Here is a 315-nt window from a genome sequence, read left to right as displayed (position 1 = left end):
CCATCATCGAGGTGATGTCGGCGAGCTTGTCGTGACTGATCGCCATGTGCAGCGAAATGACGCCGGAGACGAAGGAATCCGCGAATTGGCTGGCATAGGGCGAGTGGAGGTAGTTCGACACATATTGGGTGGAAGCCAGCGCGAAGCGGGCCGCGTCGCCTTGCTGCGCGGCGATGCCGACCGAGCGGCGAAGCGCTGCTTCCTCGACCAGCGTGCCTGGGCTGAGCAGCCGGGCGTCGTCGAGCAAAGCGAGGGCCGCGGCCGGCTGGTCGGTGGCGAGCAGCGAGCCCTTGACCAGCGCCAGGAAGGCGCCGA

General features: G+C 67.0%; 1 pseudogene. It reads right to left on the bottom strand.

The annotated features are described in order from the left end of the window. A pseudogene (locus tag EN862_RS35440) lies at window positions 1-315 on the bottom strand (chemotaxis protein MotC); the annotation flags it as partial.

Origin of the sequence: Mesorhizobium sp. M2E.F.Ca.ET.219.01.1.1 (assembly GCF_004016445.2) — a bacterium.
In the GTDB taxonomy this organism is placed as follows: Bacteria; Pseudomonadota; Alphaproteobacteria; order Rhizobiales; family Rhizobiaceae; genus Mesorhizobium.
This window is presented reverse-complemented; position numbering and strand designations above follow the sequence as displayed.